Origin of the sequence: Devosia aquimaris (assembly GCF_020169335.1) — a bacterium.
GTDB classification, from domain to species: domain Bacteria; phylum Pseudomonadota; class Alphaproteobacteria; order Rhizobiales; family Devosiaceae; genus Devosia; species Devosia aquimaris.
Map to the genome: position 1 here is coordinate 459,759 of NZ_JAIEZN010000002.1, position 14,989 is coordinate 474,747.

18 protein-coding genes are annotated in these 14,989 nt (G+C 65.5%); 11 read left to right on the forward strand and 7 right to left on the reverse strand.

The window, feature by feature from the left end:
• Positions 1 to 49: 49 nt before the first annotated feature.
• Positions 50 to 1,123 (reverse strand): heat-inducible transcriptional repressor HrcA, encoded by a 1,074-nt coding sequence (hrcA, locus tag K1177_RS15135; RefSeq protein ID WP_224704234.1) that lies wholly within the window; start codon positions 1,121 to 1,123, stop codon positions 50 to 52.
• Between the two features lie 139 nt (positions 1,124 to 1,262).
• Between hrcA and rph the strand changes: the two genes are divergently transcribed.
• From rph to hemW, 4 genes are read left to right on the forward strand one after another with little or no spacing between them, the layout of a single operon-like run.
• Positions 1,263 to 1,979, forward strand: a complete 717-nt coding sequence (gene rph / locus K1177_RS15140; RefSeq protein ID WP_224704236.1) for a ribonuclease PH — start codon at positions 1,263 to 1,265, stop codon at positions 1,977 to 1,979.
• Positions 1,976 to 2,122 carry a hypothetical protein gene (locus tag K1177_RS15145; protein WP_224704237.1) on the forward strand — a complete coding sequence of 49 codons (147 nt, stop codon included), beginning with the start codon at positions 1,976 to 1,978 and terminating at the stop codon, positions 2,120 to 2,122. The genes rph and K1177_RS15145 overlap by 4 nt, the downstream gene beginning before the upstream one ends.
• Positions 2,119 to 2,760, forward strand: coding sequence for a non-canonical purine NTP pyrophosphatase (locus K1177_RS15150; protein ID WP_224704239.1), 642 nt, complete (start codon positions 2,119 to 2,121; stop codon positions 2,758 to 2,760). Before K1177_RS15145 ends, K1177_RS15150 begins: the two co-directional genes overlap by 4 nt.
• Entirely contained in the window at positions 2,750 to 3,907 is a 1,158-nt protein-coding gene (hemW, locus tag K1177_RS15155; RefSeq protein WP_224704241.1) for a radical SAM family heme chaperone HemW, read from the forward strand. Before K1177_RS15150 ends, hemW begins: the two co-directional genes overlap by 11 nt.
• Here the strand turns inward: hemW and K1177_RS15160 are convergent.
• Positions 3,904 to 5,103 (reverse strand): penicillin-binding protein activator, encoded by a 1,200-nt coding sequence (locus tag K1177_RS15160; RefSeq protein WP_224704242.1) that lies wholly within the window; start codon positions 5,101 to 5,103, stop codon positions 3,904 to 3,906. The two genes, hemW and K1177_RS15160, sit on opposite strands and share 4 nt — an antisense overlap.
• A 148-nt stretch (positions 5,104 to 5,251) precedes the next feature.
• Between K1177_RS15160 and rsmI the strand changes: the two genes are divergently transcribed.
• The 4 genes from rsmI to K1177_RS15180 are packed head-to-tail and all read left to right on the forward strand — an operon-like array spanning position 5,252 to position 7,827.
• Positions 5,252 to 6,139, forward strand: coding sequence for a 16S rRNA (cytidine(1402)-2'-O)-methyltransferase (gene rsmI, locus K1177_RS15165; protein ID WP_224704244.1), 888 nt, complete (start codon positions 5,252 to 5,254; stop codon positions 6,137 to 6,139).
• Entirely contained in the window at positions 6,108 to 6,494 is a 387-nt protein-coding gene (locus K1177_RS15170) for a YraN family protein (RefSeq protein ID WP_224704246.1), read from the forward strand. Before rsmI ends, K1177_RS15170 begins: the two co-directional genes overlap by 32 nt.
• An 8-nt stretch (positions 6,495 to 6,502) precedes the next feature.
• A complete protein-coding gene (gene gshB / locus K1177_RS15175; protein ID WP_224704248.1) occupies positions 6,503 to 7,447 on the forward strand; it encodes a glutathione synthase in 945 nt (314 codons plus the stop codon).
• Complete coding sequence (locus K1177_RS15180) at positions 7,447 to 7,827, forward strand: hypothetical protein (RefSeq protein WP_224704249.1); 381 nt, start codon at positions 7,447 to 7,449, stop codon at positions 7,825 to 7,827. Before gshB ends, K1177_RS15180 begins: the two co-directional genes overlap by 1 nt.
• Before the next feature lie 18 nt (positions 7,828 to 7,845).
• Here the strand turns inward: K1177_RS15180 and K1177_RS15185 are convergent, their stop codons facing one another.
• Complete coding sequence (locus K1177_RS15185) at positions 7,846 to 8,355, reverse strand: hypothetical protein (RefSeq protein WP_224704251.1); 510 nt, start codon at positions 8,353 to 8,355, stop codon at positions 7,846 to 7,848.
• A gap of 135 nt (positions 8,356 to 8,490) precedes the next feature.
• Here K1177_RS15185 and K1177_RS15190 point away from each other — a divergent pair, with 135 nt between their 5' ends.
• Entirely contained in the window at positions 8,491 to 9,123 is a 633-nt protein-coding gene (locus K1177_RS15190; protein ID WP_224704253.1) for a MarC family protein, read from the forward strand.
• Between the two features lie 472 nt (positions 9,124 to 9,595).
• Here K1177_RS15190 and K1177_RS18435 read toward each other — a convergent pair whose 3' ends face one another.
• Together K1177_RS18435 and K1177_RS15195 are read right to left on the reverse strand one after the other, a co-directional pair.
• Positions 9,596 to 9,718, reverse strand: a complete 123-nt coding sequence (locus K1177_RS18435; protein WP_263574972.1) for a hypothetical protein — start codon at positions 9,716 to 9,718, stop codon at positions 9,596 to 9,598.
• A 113-nt stretch (positions 9,719 to 9,831) separates the two neighbouring features.
• Positions 9,832 to 10,671, reverse strand: coding sequence for a glycoside hydrolase family 25 protein (locus tag K1177_RS15195; protein WP_224704255.1), 840 nt, complete (start codon positions 10,669 to 10,671; stop codon positions 9,832 to 9,834).
• Positions 10,672 to 10,848: 177 nt separating this feature from the next.
• Here K1177_RS15195 and K1177_RS15200 point away from each other — a divergent pair, with 177 nt between their 5' ends.
• Entirely contained in the window at positions 10,849 to 12,375 is a 1,527-nt protein-coding gene (locus K1177_RS15200) for a YifB family Mg chelatase-like AAA ATPase (protein ID WP_224704257.1), read from the forward strand.
• A 215-nt stretch (positions 12,376 to 12,590) separates the two neighbouring features.
• Positions 12,591 to 13,229 (forward strand): DUF1294 domain-containing protein, encoded by a 639-nt coding sequence (locus tag K1177_RS15205; RefSeq protein ID WP_224704259.1) that lies wholly within the window; start codon positions 12,591 to 12,593, stop codon positions 13,227 to 13,229.
• A 42-nt stretch (positions 13,230 to 13,271) separates the two neighbouring features.
• Here the strand turns inward: K1177_RS15205 and aceA are convergent, their stop codons facing one another.
• Both aceA and K1177_RS15215 read right to left on the reverse strand, forming a co-directional pair.
• On the reverse strand, positions 13,272 to 14,555 hold the full coding sequence (gene aceA, locus K1177_RS15210; protein ID WP_224704260.1) for an isocitrate lyase: 1,284 nt from the start codon (positions 14,553 to 14,555) through the stop codon (positions 13,272 to 13,274).
• A 132-nt stretch (positions 14,556 to 14,687) separates the two neighbouring features.
• The gene (locus K1177_RS15215; RefSeq protein ID WP_224704262.1) at positions 14,688 to 14,915 is read right to left on the reverse strand and encodes a hypothetical protein; all 228 of its coding nucleotides are present in this window, start codon (positions 14,913 to 14,915) and stop codon (positions 14,688 to 14,690) included.
• Between the last annotated feature and the right edge of the window lie 74 nt (positions 14,916 to 14,989).

Below are 14,989 nucleotides of genomic sequence, written 5' to 3' on the forward strand. Positions count from 1 at the left end.
TGACCAGATCTTCATGACAGCGTGAATACGCCCCGCCGGCGAACCGATCCTAGCGCTTGCGCGCCATCATGGCGGTGATGACATGGGCGGTGTAATCGACCACCGGCACGATGCGGGCATAGTTGAGCCGGGTCGGCCCGATCACGCCCAGCACGCCCACCACCTTGTCATTGGCGTCCTTGTAGGGGCTCAGGATCACCGACGAACCCGAGAGCGAAAAGAGCTTGTTCTCCGAGCCGATGAAGATGCGCACGCCCTGGGCCTTTTCCGCATCCCCGAGCAGGTCGAGCAGGCCATCCTTGCTTTCCAGCTCGTCGAACAGCTGACGCATGCGGGACAGCTCGTCGCTCGCCATGGCGTCATTGATCAGGTTCGCCCGCCCGCGCACGATCACCGTGGGCTGGCTGCCGGGCGAATCCTGGCTGAGCGTGGCAATGCCGGCGTCGACCAGGCGCTGGGTCAATTCGTCGAGCTCTGCCCGCTGTTCGGCGCGCTGCGCCGCCAGCACCTTGCGCGCTTCGGCCAGGGTGCGGCCCACCACATGATGGGCGATATAGTTGCCGGCCTGGGTCAACGCGCTCGAGGTCAGTCCTGCCGGGGTCTCCATGATGCGGTTCTCCACCTGCCCGTCCTGGCCCACCAGAATGGCCATGGCGCGGTTGGCGTCGAGCCGCACGAATTCGAGATGCCGCAGCACGAGATCGGCCTTGGTGGCGATGACCACGCCGGCGCCCTGGCTGAGCCCGCTGAGCAATTGGCTGGCTTCGGTGAGCACATCTTCCACCTGGCCGCGGCGCTGGCCCTCGATGGATTGGGCAATCTGGCTGCGCTCGGCCTCGTTGACCGCGCCGACCTCGAGCATGGCATCGACGAAAAAGCGCAACCCCTCCTGCGTCGGGGCCCTGCCGGCAGAGGTATGCGGCGCCGCGATCAGCCCGAGATCTTCGAGATCGGCCATGACATTGCGCACCGAGGCCGGCGACAGCCCGCCCTGCAGCATGCGGCTCAGATCACGCGAACCCACCGGGCTGCCAGTGTCGAGATAGCGCTCGACAATCTTGCGAAAGATGTCCTGGCTGCGGCTGTTGAGCACGCTCAAAAAATCTTCTGCCGGCTTGCTCATGCGGTTTTGCTAAAATCGTTCGTTTTAACTGTGGTGCATCATTTAAGCGCATTGCAGCCTCCCGCCAAGCGCCCGCGGCTTGTGAGGCGGACCGAGGAGGGTTAAGAGGCGGTTAACAGCAATTGCAGTCGGAGAATCCATGCGCCCGTCCGGACGTGAGCCCAACCAGATGCGCAGCGTCAGCATCGAACGCAATGTCTCCATGAAGGCCGAGGGCTCTTGCCTCGTCAGCTTTGGCAACACCAAGGTTCTGGTGACGGCGTCGGTCGAGACCAGCGTTCCGGGCTGGCTGCGCGGCAAGGGCCAGGGCTGGGTCACCGCCGAATATGGCATGCTGCCCCGCGCCACCGGCAGCCGCACCCGCCGCGAGGCGACCGCCGGCAAGCAGACCGGCCGCACCCAGGAAATCCAGCGCCTGATCGGCCGCTCGCTGCGTGCCGTGGTCGACATGCAGCTCTTGGGTGAAGCCCAGATCACGCTCGACTGCGATGTGCTGGAGGCCGATGGCGGCACCCGCACCGCTGCGATCACCGGCGCCTATGTCGCCCTGGCCGATGCCATCGCCTGGATGGACGAGCGCAAGCTGACCAAGGGCAAGGCCCTGCGTGATTCGGTGGCTGCCGTGTCCTGCGGCATCTATCGCGGCACGCCGGTGCTCGACCTCGATTATCTCGAGGATGTCGAAGCCCATACCGACGCCAATTTCGTCATGACCGGCGCGGGCCGTTTCGTTGAAATCCAGGGCACAGCCGAGCAGGTGCCCTTTACCCGCGATGAACTCGACAGCCTGATGAGCCTGGCCGAACAGGGCATTGGCGAACTGACCGTGCTGCAGAACAAGGTGCTGGCAGCATGATGGGCTGGTTCAGGAAAGCCCTGGCCGCCAAGCCGGCCGCCCGTCCCGCCACCAGCCCGCGCCAGGTGTCGCCGGAAAACTGCGCGCTCTGGCGCGATGTGACCCGGGCCCTTGACGCCAAGCCCAAGGGGTTGAGCAAATGAGCATTCCGCGCCTGGGTCCTGGCGATCGACTGGTGCTGGCCACCCACAATGCCGGCAAGCTCAAGGAATTCCGCGAACTCTTTGCCCCCTTCGGCCTTGAGATCGTTTCGGCAGGCGAGCTGGGCTTGCCCGAGCCGGAAGAAACCGGCACCACCTTTGCCGAAAATGCGCGGCTCAAGGCGCACGCTGCGGCCCAGGCGACCGGCCTGCTCGCGCTCAGCGATGATTCGGGCCTCTGCGTGGATGCGCTCAATGGCGATCCCGGCGTCTATACCGCCGACTGGGCCGGCGTGCCGCGCAATTTCGACCATGCCATGAAGCGGGTGGAAGATGCGCTGCAGGCGGCCAATGCCACCTCGCCCGGCCTTCGAGGTGCCTCGTTCAATGCCACCATGTGCCTGGCCCATCCCGATGGCCGCGACGTGCTCTATGTCGGCAAGGTCGAGGGCACGCTGGTCTGGCCACCGCGCGGCACGGTCGGCCATGGCTATGATCCGGTGTTCATGCCCAAGGGCTATGACATCACCTTTGGCCAGATGCCGGCCGAGATGAAGCACTCCTGGGCGCCCGGTGAACCCGGCCTCAGCCATCGCGCCCGCGCCTTTGCCCAGTTCTACGAGGCCCAGATTGAAAAATAACCCCAACGATCTGTTCGGGGTTTATGTGCACTGGCCCTTCTGCGCCAGCAAATGCCCATATTGCGACTTCAACAGCCATGTCCATCGCGGGCCGTTCGACGAGGATGGCTATGTCGCCGCCTATGAGCGCGAGATCGCCACGGCGGCCGCGCTGGTGCCGGGCCGCGTCGTGCAGTCGATCTTTTTCGGCGGCGGCACGCCCTCGCTGATGTCGCCCAGCGCCACCGGGCGCATCATCGATGCCATCGCCAAGCACTGGACGGTTGAACCGGGCGCTGAAATCACGCTCGAAGCCAATCCCACCAGCGTCGAGGTTGACCGCTTCCGCGGCTTCCGCACCGCCGGGGTCAATCGTGTGTCGCTCGGCGTGCAGTCGCTGCGCGAAGGGCCGCTGGCCGAGCTGGGCCGTCGCCATACGGTCGACGAAGCCATCGCCGCCGTGCGCATCGCCCAGTCGGTGTTCGAGCGTTCGAGCTTTGATCTGATCTATGCCCGCCCGCGCCAGACCCTTGAGGACTGGGAAGACGAGCTCAAGGAAGCGCTGTGGATGGCGCGTGGCCATATCAGCCTCTACCAGCTGACCATCGAGCAGGGCACGCGCTATTTCGACCTGCATCGCGCCGGCAAGCTGATCATGCCCGATGAGGACCTGGCGGCCGATTTTTATGAGCTGACGCAGGAACTGACGGCGGCGGCGGGCCTGCCGGCCTATGAGATTTCCAACCATGCCCGCCCGGGCCAGGAGAGCACGCACAACATGCTCTACTGGCGCTATGGCGAATATGCCGGCATCGGGCCGGGCGCCCATGGAAGGTTGATGATCAACAACCAGCGCCATGCCACGGCCGCCGAAAAACTGCCCTTTGAATGGCAGAAGCAGGTGCTGGCCAAGGGCCACGGCATGGTGGTCGACGATGTGTTGACCTGGGAAGAACAGGGCGACGAATTCCTCGTCATGGGCCTGCGGCTCAAGGAGGGCATTTCGCCCGCCCGCTTCAGCGCGCTCTCGGGCCGCCAGATCTCGCCGCGCCAGATCGATGCGCTCAAGGGCTATGGATTTGTCGAGACCCTGCCCAACGGCAATATCCGCGTCACCGACCGCGGCTGGCCCGTGCTCGACGCCGTGGTGGCGGACCTGGCCGCCTAAAGCGCGGCCGGTTCGACCTGCTGGGGGCCAGCGGGGGTCACCCGCTTGATGGCCAGGGCATAGTCGGCGCGGCCATCGCTGTTGAAGCGGAACATGCCGTCCCTTCCATTAAAGCCCGTCGGCGCCGTCATGATCATCGGATTATAGGGCGGGCTGGCCAGCGACAGCGTCTTGGCATTGGCCAGGATCGTCGCCGTGTAGGCGATGGTGGTCAAGGCATGCGGCGGGCTGCCGAAGCGGGCCTGGTAGTCCAGCGAAATCGCCTTGAGGCCAGTATCATCGACGCCCGGATAGATGGCGCCGGCCAGAGCCGGCGTACCCGAGATGGCGGGATCGCCCTGCCAGTCGGCAGAGCCGACGATCACAACGTCGTCGGGTTTTACCCCGGCCTGGGCGAGGAGATTGGCGAAGCTGGGGGCGCTGAGTCGGTCGGGCAGGAAGAAGCTGTCGATCAACCCCTTGTCGATCAAGGGCTTGGCCTGATCGATGATGCCCTTGGCCTCGCTGACATCGGAAAAACTATAGACCGCCGAGGGCGAAAAGCCGGTGGCAATGGCCTGCTGGCGGAACGCGGTCTGCTGCGCCTGGCCATAGGCCGTGTTGGGAAAGGCCCCGGCCACGCCGCGCCGGCCCTGGGCCTTGAGATAGGTCAGCGCGCGTTTCATCTCGGTCTGGGGCAGGACGCTGAGCAGATAGACCCCCGGCCCGGCCGCACTGGCATTGTTGGAAAAACCAATGAGTGGCAGGCCGTTAGAGCGGGCGACCGCGCCGGCGGCCGTGACTTCATCGCCCCTGAGCGGCCCCAGGATCAGCTTGGCGCCCTGCCGCGCGGCAGTCGTCACCGCGCTGGTCGCGCCGGCCACCGTGCCGCCGGTGTCGTAGAGGGTGATGGTGGTGTTCTCGGCGATATTGGGATTGGCCTCGATAAAGCTCATCGCCAGCCGGCTGCCATTGGCCATGGACTGGCCGACACTGGCCAGGGCCGGATCACCGGACAGCGGCAGCAGCAGCGCCACCTGCACTGGCCCATGACCGAAAACCTGTTGTCCGCCAGCTGTTTGCAGCGGTTGCATCATTGCGGGCGAGTTGCCATTGGCCGGGGTCAGCGTGCCGGGCGGGCGCGCGCCACCGCCGAAATCGATGGTGCGCGACCCCAGTTGGATGGGCGAACAGCCCGCCAGCACAATCAGCGCCACGCCGGCCCATACCCGTGCTATGCCGTGACATGCCATGCGCTTGCCGGTCACTCCTTGCCCCAATTGGTGAGCAGTGTGTTAACACTCTGGCCGCAATTGCTTAACCAAGTCTTGTCCCGCAAGGCTTCAGCCGAGGAAAACCCCGCCCATGGCCGATGCCGCCCCAGGCTACTTCATCTTTGGCAGCGCCTTTACGGCGCCGCCGCTGGCGCCCGGTCTCTATGTCGTGGCGACGCCCATCGGCAATCTGCGCGACATCACCATCCGCGCGCTCGAGACGCTGGCGGCGGCCGATGCGATCCTGTGCGAAGACACGCGCATGTCGGCGCGCCTGCTCGACCATTATGGCATCAAGGCGCGGCGTATCGCCCTGCATGAGCATAATGAACGCGCCAAGGCGGACGACATCGTCGCGCGTATCGCGGCCGGGCAGAGTCTGGCGCTGATTTCGGACGCCGGCACACCGCTCTTGTCGGACCCCGGCTTCCCGCTGATCCGCGCGCTGGCCGAAGCGGGCCTGCCGGTCTATCCCATTCCCGGCGCCTCAGCGCTGCTGTCGGCACTGGTGACGGCGGGCCTGCCCACCGATGCCTTTGCCTTTCACGGTTTTTTGCCCCCCAAGGCCGGCGCCCGGGCCAATGCCATCCGGGCTCTCAGCGATTCACGTGAAACGCTGGTGTTCTATGAAAGCCCGCGCCGGCTCGACGATACGCTGGCAGCCATGGCCGAACTCTGGGGCGACCGCCAGGCTGCCGTGGCGCTCGAACTCACCAAGCGCTTCGAGCGGGTGATGCGCGGCACGCTGGCCGAACTGGCGGCCCAGTTCGCCGATGCCGAAACCAGGGGCGAGGCCGTGATCGTGGTGGCCGGCGCCGCCGAAGCCGCCCAGCCTGACGAAGCCGACTGGCAGGCCGCGCTTTTGGCCGAAATGGCCAGCCAGCCGCTGCGCGCCGCCGTTGATGCGGTGACGGCCCGGTTCGGCCTCAAGCGCAAGGAGGTCTATGATGCCGCCCTCGCCCTCAAGGCCGAAAAGTAAGGCCCGCATCGCCGCCCAGCGTGGCGGCCACCTGGCCGAATTTCTGGCCGGCTGGCTGCTGCGCGCCAAATTCTATCGCCTTTTGGCCCGCCGCTACAAAACGCCCCTGGGCGAGATTGACCTCGTCGCCGAACGCTTCGGCACCATCGTGTTTGTCGAAGTCAAGGCGCGGGCATCGGCCCGGCTGGAGGCCGAGGCCCTCGAGGCCGTCAACCAGGCCCGCATCCTGCGCGCCGCGGCCTATTGGCAGGCGCGCCACCCCAGGCTGGCCGACCGACCCTGCCGCTTCGATGTGATTTTCCTTGCGCCCGGCCACTGGCCGCGCCATGTCATCAACGCCTTCGACGCCAATTGAGAGACACCATGACGCTCAAAGTCGCGGTCCAGATGGACCATGTCGCCACCATCAACCCCATGGGTGATTCCACCTTCGCCATGATGCTGGAGGCGCAGGCGCGCGGCCATGAGCTGCTGCACTATACGCCCGATACGCTGGCGCTGCGCGGCCATGAGGTGAGCGCGCTGGCCCAGCCCATCACCGTCTTCGACAAGCCCAAGGGCGAGCATTTCACCCTCGGCGAGGCGCGCCGCGTCGATCTGTCGACCCAGGACGTGATCCATATGCGCCAGGATCCGCCCTTTGACATGAACTACATCACCCTCACCCATCTGCTCGAAAAGCTGCATCCCAAGGTGCTGGTGGTCAATCCGCCGGCTGCCGTGCGCAATGCGCCGGAAAAAATCCTGGTCACCGACTTTCCCGAGCTGATGCCGCCTACCCTGGTGACGCGTGACCGCGCCATGATCCATGCCTTCCGCAAGGAGCACGGCAACATCATCGTCAAGCCGCTCTATGGCAATGGCGGCGCTGGCGTCTTCTTCATCCAGGAAGGCGATCATAACCTGGCGAGCCTGCTTGAGCTGTTCGAGAGCAATTACCGCGAACCCTTCATGATCCAGAAATACCTGCCCGACGTGCGCAAGGGCGACAAGCGGATCATCATCATCGACGGCGAGCCGGTGGCGGGCCTCAATCGTATTCCCGCCGATGGCGAGGCGCGCAGCAATATGCATGTCGGTGGCCGGCCCGAACTGTCGCCGCTGACGGAACGCGAGCGCGAAATCTGCGCCACCATCGCCCCGGCGCTGAAAGAGCGCGGCATGATCTTTGTAGGCATCGACGTGATCGGAGACTATCTCACCGAGATCAATGTCACCTCCCCCACCGGCATCCGCGAGATCAAGCGCTTCGGCGGGCCCGACATTGCCGTCATGATCTGGGACGCCATCGAAAAGCGCCGCGCCTGATGTGGCTGGCGCTGACGGCCCTGGCGGCGGGCATCGGCTGGTTCCTGCTGCGCCGCTGGCGCCGCGGCCTGCCCGTCGATGAGCGGCTGACGCTGCGCTACTGGCGCGATTCGGCCATTGTGCTGGGCGCCTATCTGCTGCTGGTGCTGGCCGGCGCCGGCGTCACCCGGGTCATGGTGGGGTTCAACCGCTCCGGCTGGGCCGACCTGCTGATGGTGGCCTTCTTTGCCGTCTGGGTGCTCTATGGCGCGGTCTGGCTGCTGCGTTTCCTGCCCAGCTCGCGCCCCCGCCCCGCCTGGCTGGTCCGCTCGCGCGGCTGGCTCGACGGCCTGGCGCTGGTGTTGCTGGCGGCGCTGGCCACGGGCGCACGCATGCTGTGAAAACGCGGCCGGTTGCGGCTAGCCCGCCAGATGCCGACCGTGGATCAGCAGCGTGTGCAGGATGTGGCAGACAAGGAACCCTGCCGCTGAAATGGCATAGCCCCGACCGACCCAGCGCTGCAGCCGTGTGTCGGCACGCGTCCCGATCAACCCGATCCCAGCCAGCCAGAGCATGGGCGTATAGGCCGGTGCGGCAAACCCCACAGCGCTCGTGCTCCAGGCACTGTCCGGCATGGCGATCAGCGGCCACCACGCAAGGGCATAGGCCAGCACGCCCAGGCAATAGATGACAGCGCCCAAGCGCTGACGGGGTGTTTGCAGGCTGAGGGGCATCAGCAGCGGCAGGCCGGTGACCAGAACGCGGAGCACCGATTCGGGCCACGCCAGAGCCGGCGGAATGTCGCGCCAGAACACATCGGGCTGGAAAACGGGCGGCAGCAGGCCGCCCAGCAACCCGCTGATGGCCAGCGGCGGCAGCATGAGCCAGAAGCAATTGGCGGCATATCGGGCAAACCGGCTGTGTTGCATCTGGTCCTCGGGTGTCGGCGTACCGCATGGATCGTGTCGCAAGTCCCGTTGCCGGGTGCAAGCCAAGGTTCTGAGCGGGGTGGGCAAGGCCGCCACAAACCGCTAGGTCTAGTCAGAGCCACAGGAGACCCAGCCATGCCCACCACGACATTCCTGGTTGCCTTTGCGACCCTGTTTGCCACCGTGGGCGTGGCCGATATCGCCTTCATCTTTGCCGCGCTGACCAAGCACAATACCGCCCAGCAGCGCTTTGCCTTCGCCACCCGCGGCGTCATTATCGCCGGGCTGATCCTGCTGCTGTTCGCGGTATTGGGCAGTGCGATCCTGGAAGTCTTCGGCATCACCATTCCGGCCCTGCGCACGGCCGGCGGCCTGCTGCTGTTCCTGATCGCCATCGACATGGTGTTTGCCCGCCATTCGGGCGGCACCGACATCACCGATCAGGAAGAGGTGGAAGCCCGCTCGCGCGACGACATCGCCGTCTTTCCGCTGGCCATGCCACTGCTGGCCGGGCCGGGCGCCATCAGTGCGGTGATCCTGCTCACCACCGGTGCACGCAGCGATCTCGAGTTCTGGGCGGTGTTGCTGGCGATCGTGGTGATCCTGTTCCTGGCCTGGCTGACCCTTCTGGTGGCCATTCCCATCCAGCGCCTGCTGGGCGTCACGGGCCTGGCCGTGGTGTCGCGCGTGATCGGCATCCTGCTGGCCGCCCTGGCCGTGCAGTTTGTCTTTGATGGCGTCAAGGCCAGCGGCCTGCTCGCCGGCTGAGGCCGACGGTCTTAATATTGGGTAAAATTCTATCGTTAAGCACGTCTTAACAGTGCCGTTGACCACCGCCTGAGGCGGGCGCAATCCTGAGCCCTGTCGTGGCAAAGGAGGAACGGTGCCATGCGTTTTGCGGCGCTTCTGTGCCTTGTGATCATCGCCATGATGGCGGCCAGCGGCGGCAATGTCGCGGCGCTGATGCCCCTCGACCCGCCGGCGCCGCTGGCGCACGCGCTTTAGAGCATTTCACACTTGAATTGATTTTCGGCTTCTTTGCCTCCCTCCCCCTTGAGGGGAGGGACCGAGGGAGGGGGTCTCACAGTGGCCCTCAGAACGACCCCCACCCCGACCCTCCCCTCAAGGGGGAGGGGGCGACAGAGCCGGGTTAATCTGAACATGAAACGATCTGGCGCGTAGGCAAACAAAAGGCGGCCGACCCGTGTCGACCGCCCAACATGCATCAGGTCTGGCTGGCTTACTTCTTGCCGGTGTGCCCGGCACTGCCTGCGCCCAGGCCGGTGATCGGCTTGGCGACCTCGATCTTGTCCTTCTTCGGCTTCTTGGCCTCTTTGTTGCTGCGCATCTGACCCTTGGCCATCTCACGTCCTCCTGCCTCCGGGCCCCGTGGCCCGGATCGAATACACCATCACGCTATGCCTGTGCCCAGACGCTGGCAAGGGCCGGCAGCGGCGCCCGGCGTGGCCGGATCCCTTATTTTGAGGGCAGGCAGCGGCCGGTCGGCATCAGCGCGGAAATGGCGCGCGGATCGCATCCCGTCTGCAGGAACATCAGCCAGTCATTCTGGTTGCCGAAGAAGGCATTGCGGTCCACCTGGCCCTTGACGCCACGCACCAGCCCGGTCTGCGTCCACTGCCAGAAGGTCCAGGTGCGGTTGCGATAGCGCTCATGCGGCTCGGCCGCCGTCGAGCGCAGCCAGAAGGCATTGGGGAAGTATTCGCCCTCCAGCACATCGCGGTGGAAATTCATGTCGGTGTAGATGATGGGCAGCTTGCCGGTATGGCGCTCCATGGCGTCGAGCATGACGCGGATCTTTTCCAGGGCATCGGCGCGATTGGGCTTGGTCTTGCAGGAAGAGTGGTTGTTCCACTCCAGATCGAGCACTGGCGGCAGCGCATCGGCGTCATTGGGCACATTGGCGACAAACCAGGCCGCCTGTTCGGACGCCAGCGAGCACCAGGTCATGAAGTGATAGGCGCCGCGCGGCATGCCGGCCTCGCGCGCCCGCACCCAATTGGCGCGGAAATTGGGGTCGACATAGTCCTTGCCCTCAGTGGCCTTCATGAACACGAAGTGGATGCCGGACTGGAAGGCGGTGCGGAAATCGACATTTTCCTGGTAGCGCGCCACATCGATCCCCTGGATGGGCATGTTGCGCGCCCGATCGACACCGGAATGCGGGCGGGCATCGCCATCGATGGCGCCATAGAGCCCGCCGCCCGATGAACACGCCACCAGGACCCCCGCCAGCAGCGCCGATGCGGCGGCCTTGGTGAATGCGGTCAGACGGAAAAATGGCCGGCTCGAAGGCATGGGAAACAAACTCTGCGCAGGAAACTCAGCCTTTGATTCAACATGACGCGGTTAACGCCTGCTTAGGTTAACCAGTGTGGCAACCGGCATGGTTAACATGCCGTATTGCGTTCGCTATACGTTCTTGTTGCCCGGCCCCGCCTTTGCTAAACTGGCCCTAGGCTTGAGGATCAAGGCATGGTCACGCGTGTCCCCACTGTCGCTTTTCAGGGCATTGAGGCGGTGCCCGTGGATGTGCAGGTGCAGATTGCGCCCGGCATGGCCAAGTTCATTCTCGTCGGCCTGCCCGACAAGGCGGTCAAGGAAAGCGGCGAGCGGGTCCGCGCCGCGCTGGTGGCCTCGGGGCTGGGCCTGCCGCCCCGCCGCATCACCGTCAACCTGGCGCCGGCGGACCTGCCCAAGGAAGGCAGCCACTATGACCTGCCGATCGCCTTGGGCATCATGGCCGCCATCGGTGCCATTCCCCAGGATGCGCTGGACGGCTATCTGGCCCTGGGCGAACTGGGGCTCGATGGGCGCCTGGCCCATGTGGGCGGCGTGCTGCCCGCCGCCATTGCCGCCCAGAGCCGCGACCTCGGGCTGATCTGCCCGGCGCCATCGGGGCCTGAAGCCGCCTGGGCGGGCGACGACATCGACATCATCGCCGCCGACAGCCTTTTGGCCCTGGCCAATCATCTGACCGGCCACCAGCGTGCGGCCAGGCCGCAGCCGCGCCGCCAGATCGCTGGCAGCACCCTGCCCGACCTCAGCGACGTGCGCGGGCAATTGGTGGCGCGGCGGGCGCTCGAAGTGGCGGCTGCGGGCGGGCATAACCTGCTGATGATCGGCCCGCCCGGCGCCGGCAAATCCATGCTGGCCTCGCGCCTGCCCTCCATATTGCCGCCGCTCGATGCGCGCGAACTGCTCGATATCTCGATGATCCAGTCCATTGCCGGCGAACTGGTGGGCGGGGCCATTTCCGACCGGCGGCCGTTTCGGGCGCCGCATCACTCCGCCTCCATGGCGGCGCTGGTCGGCGGGGGCCTGCGCGTGCGGCCCGGCGAGGTGAGCCTGGCGCACAATGGCGTGCTGTTTCTCGACGAACTGCCCGAATTCGCCCCCGCCGTGCTCGACAGCCTGCGCCAGCCGCTCGAAACCGGGGAAACCGTGATCGCGCGGGCCAACGCCCGGGTCAGCTATCCCAGCCGCGTGCAGCTGGTGGCGGCCATGAACCCCTGCAAATGCGGCCTGGCCGGCACGCCCGGCCACACCTGCAAACGCGGCGATGCCTGCGCCAGCGACTATCAGGGCCGCGTTTCCGGCCCCTTCATGGACCGCATCGACATCCGCATCGATGTGCCGGCGGTGAGCGCCGCCGACATGATTGGCCCCGCCGCTGCTGCGGAAAGCTCGGCCGACGTTGCTGCGCGCGTGGCCCAGGCCCGCGACCGCCAGAAGGCGCGCTATGCCGCTTTGGGCGCCGACACTGTGCTCACCAATGCCGCCGCCGGGCCGACGCTGATCGAGCAGGTGGTCAATCCCGATGGCGACAGCCAGAAACTGCTGCTGCAGGCGGCCGAGCGCTTCAATCTGTCGGCCCGCGCCTATCACCGCGTGCTCAAGGTGGCGCGGACCCTGGCCGATCTCGCCGGGGTCGACCGGGTGGGCCGGCCCCATATTGCCGAGGCCCTGAGCTATCGCCTGCCCATCATGGGCGGGCACTAGACGGGGCCTGTGCACAAGTCTGTGGAGAAGTGTTTCACGTGAATCCCGCGCGGCCCCGGTCGTGCGGGGGGACCAATCACATTTCTTTCAGTGATTGTGACAGGGTAACGTTTCAGATTGCCAATCACGGCAATCCAGACTATCGCAGGCCCGGTAAAAGTTCTGCCGACAATGTTCGGCCGGAACCTGACTGTCAGGTGCAGTTTCGGGCGGCCATGCGTAGATCCGGCAAACTGGTGCAATGGAATAATAATGCCGGCTTTGGCTTTGTCCGCGACAGTGCCGGCAATGATTTCTATGTGCATATTTCCAAGCTGAAACCCGAGCAGCCGCGCCCGCGTGTCGGCGATACGCTGGAGTTCGCCCTGGTCACCGGGCGCAAGGGCCGGCCTGCCGCCAGCGACATCACCGTGACGCCCGCTGCCGCGCCGCCGCCTGATCGTGGCATGCGCGATGTGACGCGGCCGCCGCCGGGCGTCTCGCGCTACACCATCGGCCTGCGGGTGGTTGCCGCCACCATGATGACGCTGCTGCTGCTGCTCGCCATGGTGAGCCAGCACGCCCCGGTCTGGCTGGGTGCAACCTATGCACTGATGGGGGCGGCCTCGGCCCTGCTCTACCGCTTCGACAAGCTCTACGCCCTCAGTGGCCGCTGGCGCGTCAGCGAGACCAATCTGCATGTGGTCGACCTGTGCTTCGGCATCATTGGCGGGCTGGCCGCGCAGGAGCTCTATCGCCACAAGACCGTCAAGCCGGCCTTTGTCGCCACCACCTGGGCCATTGCCCTGCTGCATCTGGTGGGCATCACGGCCGTGGCGCTGGGCTGGTTCAACGCTGCGCTGGCCATGCTGTGACAATCGCGCCGCCCGGATGGGCAGCGCGATCGACGTCCGGCATCAGTGGAACTGCGCCGTCTCGGTGGATTCACCCATCGCCGTGGTGGCGCTGCGCCCTTCGCTGACCGCCATCGACACGGCATCGAAATAGCTGGTGCCCACTTCGCGCTGGTGCCGCACGGCGGAGAAGCCGTGCTTTTCGGCGGCGAACTCGGCCTGCTGCAGCCGCGAATAGCCCGCCATGCCATCCTGCTTATAGGCCCGGGCCAGCTCGAACGTGGTCAGGCTCAGATTGTGGAAGCCGGCCAGCGTGATGAACTGGTATTTGTAGCCCATGGCCGCGATCTCGCGCTGGAAGCTGGCCATGGCCGTTTCGTCCATATGCTTGGCCCAGTTAAAGCTCGGCGAGCAATTATAGGCCAGCATCTGCTCGGGATGTTCCTTGCGCACGGCTTCGGCGAATTTCCGCGCTTCGGCCAGGTCGGGCTTGCTGGTTTCGCACCAGATCAGATCGGCATAGGGCGCATAGGCAATGCCGCGGGCAATGGCGGCATCGATCCCGCCCTTGAGCTTGTAGAAGCCCTCGGGCGTGCGCTCATCGGTGACGAAGGGCGCGTCATAGGGATCGATATCGGAGGTGATCAGCCGCGCGGCCTCGGCATCGGTGCGCGCCATGATGAGCGTCGGCACGCCCATCACATCGGCCGCCAGCCGCGCCGAATTGAGGGTGCGGATGAACTGGCTGGTCGGGACCAGAACCTTGCCGCCCAGATGGCCGCACTTTTTTTCGCTGGCCAATTGGTCCTCGAAATGCACGGCAGCGGCGCCTGCCTCGATCATGGCCTTCATCAGCTCAAAGGCATTGAGCGCGCCGCCAAAGCCGGCTTCGGCATCGGCAATGATGGGCACGAAGAAATCGAGATCGGTGGTGGCGATGCCCTCGGCCTGTTCCATGGTCTGGATCTGGTCGGCCCGCTGCAGCGCCTTGTTGATGCGCTTGACCACCGACGGCACGCTGTCGACCGGATAAAGGCTCTGGTCGGGATACATATTGCCCGAGCTGTTGGCGTCGGCCGCCACCTGCCAGCCGCTGAGATAGATCGCCTTGAGCCCAGCCTTGACCTGCTGCACTGCCTGGTTGCCGGTGAAGGTGCCCAGCGTGGGCACGAAGTCCTCGCTGTGCAGCAGCTCCCACAGGCGCCGGGCGCCATTCTCGGCCAGGGTATGGCGAATGGGCATCGAGCCGGACAGCCGCGCCACATCGGCCTGGCTATAGGTGCGGGCAATATTGCGCCAGCGGTCGGGCGCATAATCGGGGGTGGGGAACAGGGGCTTGTCGAGCATTTGGGGTTTTCCTCCTCATCGGAAATGGCTGGAATTTGGACATGGCTGCGCCGGTCCGGCGGGCCGGTATCGACGGTGATTCACGTGGAACAGGGGACGGGATGGGCCGGGACGAGCCGGCCCGGAATGGGCCTAGCCCAGGACCTTGCGGCTGAAGGTGGCGGCGATCATGCCGTCGCCGGCGAACAGCGACGTGCTGCCCTCCTCACCCACCAGCGAAATCTGGTGCCGGCCGATCTTGCCGGTGATGGCATAGCCCTGGGCATCGAGCCCCTGGGCCTTGAACTGCGCCATGGCCTGGCTGGCCGTAGGCGCGATGATGGTCAGATATTCTTCGCGTTCGCTGATCGACGGGCTCATGGACACATCTCCTCGTTGTGTTGATGTAAAGATTTGACAAAACGCTGAGACATGCAAGAAATAAGCGAAGATGG

Coding starts and splice junctions, on each gene's coding strand:
- K1177_RS15205 (WP_224704259.1), top strand. CDS start 12,591: ATGCGTAGATCCGGCAAACTGGTGCAATGGAATAATAATGCCGGCTTT.
- gshB (WP_224704248.1), top strand. CDS start 6,503: ATGACGCTCAAAGTCGCGGTCCAGATGGACCATGTCGCCACCATCAAC.
- K1177_RS15170 (WP_224704246.1), top strand. CDS start 6,108: ATGCCGCCCTCGCCCTCAAGGCCGAAAAGTAAGGCCCGCATCGCCGCC.
- K1177_RS15150 (WP_224704239.1), top strand. CDS start 2,119: ATGAGCATTCCGCGCCTGGGTCCTGGCGATCGACTGGTGCTGGCCACC.
- aceA (WP_224704260.1), bottom strand. CDS start 14,555: ATGCTCGACAAGCCCCTGTTCCCCACCCCCGATTATGCGCCCGACCGC.
- K1177_RS15185 (WP_224704251.1), bottom strand. CDS start 8,355: ATGCAACACAGCCGGTTTGCCCGATATGCCGCCAATTGCTTCTGGCTC.
- K1177_RS15195 (WP_224704255.1), bottom strand. CDS start 10,671: ATGCCTTCGAGCCGGCCATTTTTCCGTCTGACCGCATTCACCAAGGCC.
- rsmI (WP_224704244.1), top strand. CDS start 5,252: ATGGCCGATGCCGCCCCAGGCTACTTCATCTTTGGCAGCGCCTTTACG.
- K1177_RS18435 (WP_263574972.1), bottom strand. CDS start 9,718: ATGGCCAAGGGTCAGATGCGCAGCAACAAAGAGGCCAAGAAGCCGAAG.
- K1177_RS15190 (WP_224704253.1), top strand. CDS start 8,491: ATGCCCACCACGACATTCCTGGTTGCCTTTGCGACCCTGTTTGCCACC.
- K1177_RS15200 (WP_224704257.1), top strand. CDS start 10,849: ATGGTCACGCGTGTCCCCACTGTCGCTTTTCAGGGCATTGAGGCGGTG.
- K1177_RS15215 (WP_224704262.1), bottom strand. CDS start 14,915: ATGAGCCCGTCGATCAGCGAACGCGAAGAATATCTGACCATCATCGCG.
- rph (WP_224704236.1), top strand. CDS start 1,263: ATGCGCCCGTCCGGACGTGAGCCCAACCAGATGCGCAGCGTCAGCATC.
- K1177_RS15180 (WP_224704249.1), top strand. CDS start 7,447: ATGTGGCTGGCGCTGACGGCCCTGGCGGCGGGCATCGGCTGGTTCCTG.
- K1177_RS15145 (WP_224704237.1), top strand. CDS start 1,976: ATGATGGGCTGGTTCAGGAAAGCCCTGGCCGCCAAGCCGGCCGCCCGT.
- hrcA (WP_224704234.1), bottom strand. CDS start 1,123: ATGAGCAAGCCGGCAGAAGATTTTTTGAGCGTGCTCAACAGCCGCAGC.